Below are 1,174 nucleotides of genomic sequence, written 5' to 3'. Positions count from 1 at the left end.
CAAGCTCGCACTCATCGCCTAGAAGGGGCGACCCACCGTCGGTGGCCTCTGCGGCGAGGCCGTCGAGGGAGAAGTCCACCAGTTGATCAACAGGCGTAGCGACTAAATCATTAAATCGGGATAAAGAGTCTTGTTCGGTCGCAAATGAATGCGATGTTGTAATTGGCCAAATCAGCAAGGCAAACAATAATGCAGCGACGAGCTTCCGGCAAACACCCTTCATCAAAATCAGCCACCTTTACAGAGCGAACGAATAAGACAGCAATAAATAACATCTAGTCCAAACGTAAAATGAGCATGGTTAAATTAGCTTATCGATAATCAATGCGATTCTTTGACCATACCCCTCACCGGGAACTGCCCATAATCCGTTGAGATCCTCTAGACACGGAGCTGTCCCAAGGCGCCCCTTTGCAATCAGTATCTGATAACGCGGATCAACACAAGAGTTATTCAAAGGCATATGGGTCGCATAACCCTTTAAATGCTGAGATTGAGCAAGAAGCCCTTGGTACACGCTATCGAATCTAGCTCCACCGACCTGAGCACCAGTGGCCCCCAATCCAGCAAAGTTGCACTGATCAGCAGAAACTGACCCCCCGAACTGAAGCCATCCCGTCTCCAGCATGGCCTGAGCGAATACAACCTCTGGCCTTACGCCCTCAGAAGAAGAAGCTAAAACAATCTGATTGCAGAACTCAGCAATGTTAGAAGCACCCTTTTGTGAATAGACCTCTGAAGGATATACATACCCAGTAGAAACATACAAACGAGCCATCGACTCAGCAGATGCCGTCGATACCCCCATAATTGGGGTTCCGTCGACCGTCACCTTGCGGGTGAGGTGCTTGGCCTGCTCGCCGTCGATCACGTCGAGGTAGAGGGTGTACTCGCCGGGCTCGGAGGGGGTCCACTCGCAGGAGGCGGATGATGTGGAGCCGCCGCCGACGGTGCCCCACTTGGCCCATCCGCCCTTCTCCCAGACGAACTTGTACTTGAGGCCGGAGGTGTCGCCGGAGACCCTGGCCTGGAGCCTGAGCGGCTTGCCGGAGCGCGCCTCGCCGGAGACGTCGAGGCCCTCGACGCTGAAGCGGTCCTCGACCGTCACCTTGCGGGTGAGGTGCTTGGCCTGCTCGCCGTCGATCACGTCGAGGTAGAGGGTGTACTCGCCGGG

Annotated in this window: 2 protein-coding genes; both read right to left on the bottom strand. The window is 54.9% G+C overall.

The features are described 5' to 3' along the window. On the bottom strand, positions 1–226 hold a 226-nt coding region (locus tag ABCN01_RS02220), incomplete at its 3' end, for a hypothetical protein (RefSeq protein WP_343014169.1). 75 nt (positions 227–301) lie between these two features. Then, a partial coding sequence (locus tag ABCN01_RS02215; RefSeq protein ID WP_343014168.1) for a glucosaminidase domain-containing protein occupies positions 302–1,174 on the bottom strand: 873 nt, incomplete at its 5' end.

Source organism: Collinsella aerofaciens (genome assembly GCF_039062365.1).
Classification (GTDB): Bacteria; Actinomycetota; Coriobacteriia; order Coriobacteriales; family Coriobacteriaceae; genus Collinsella.
This window is presented reverse-complemented; position numbering and strand designations above follow the sequence as displayed.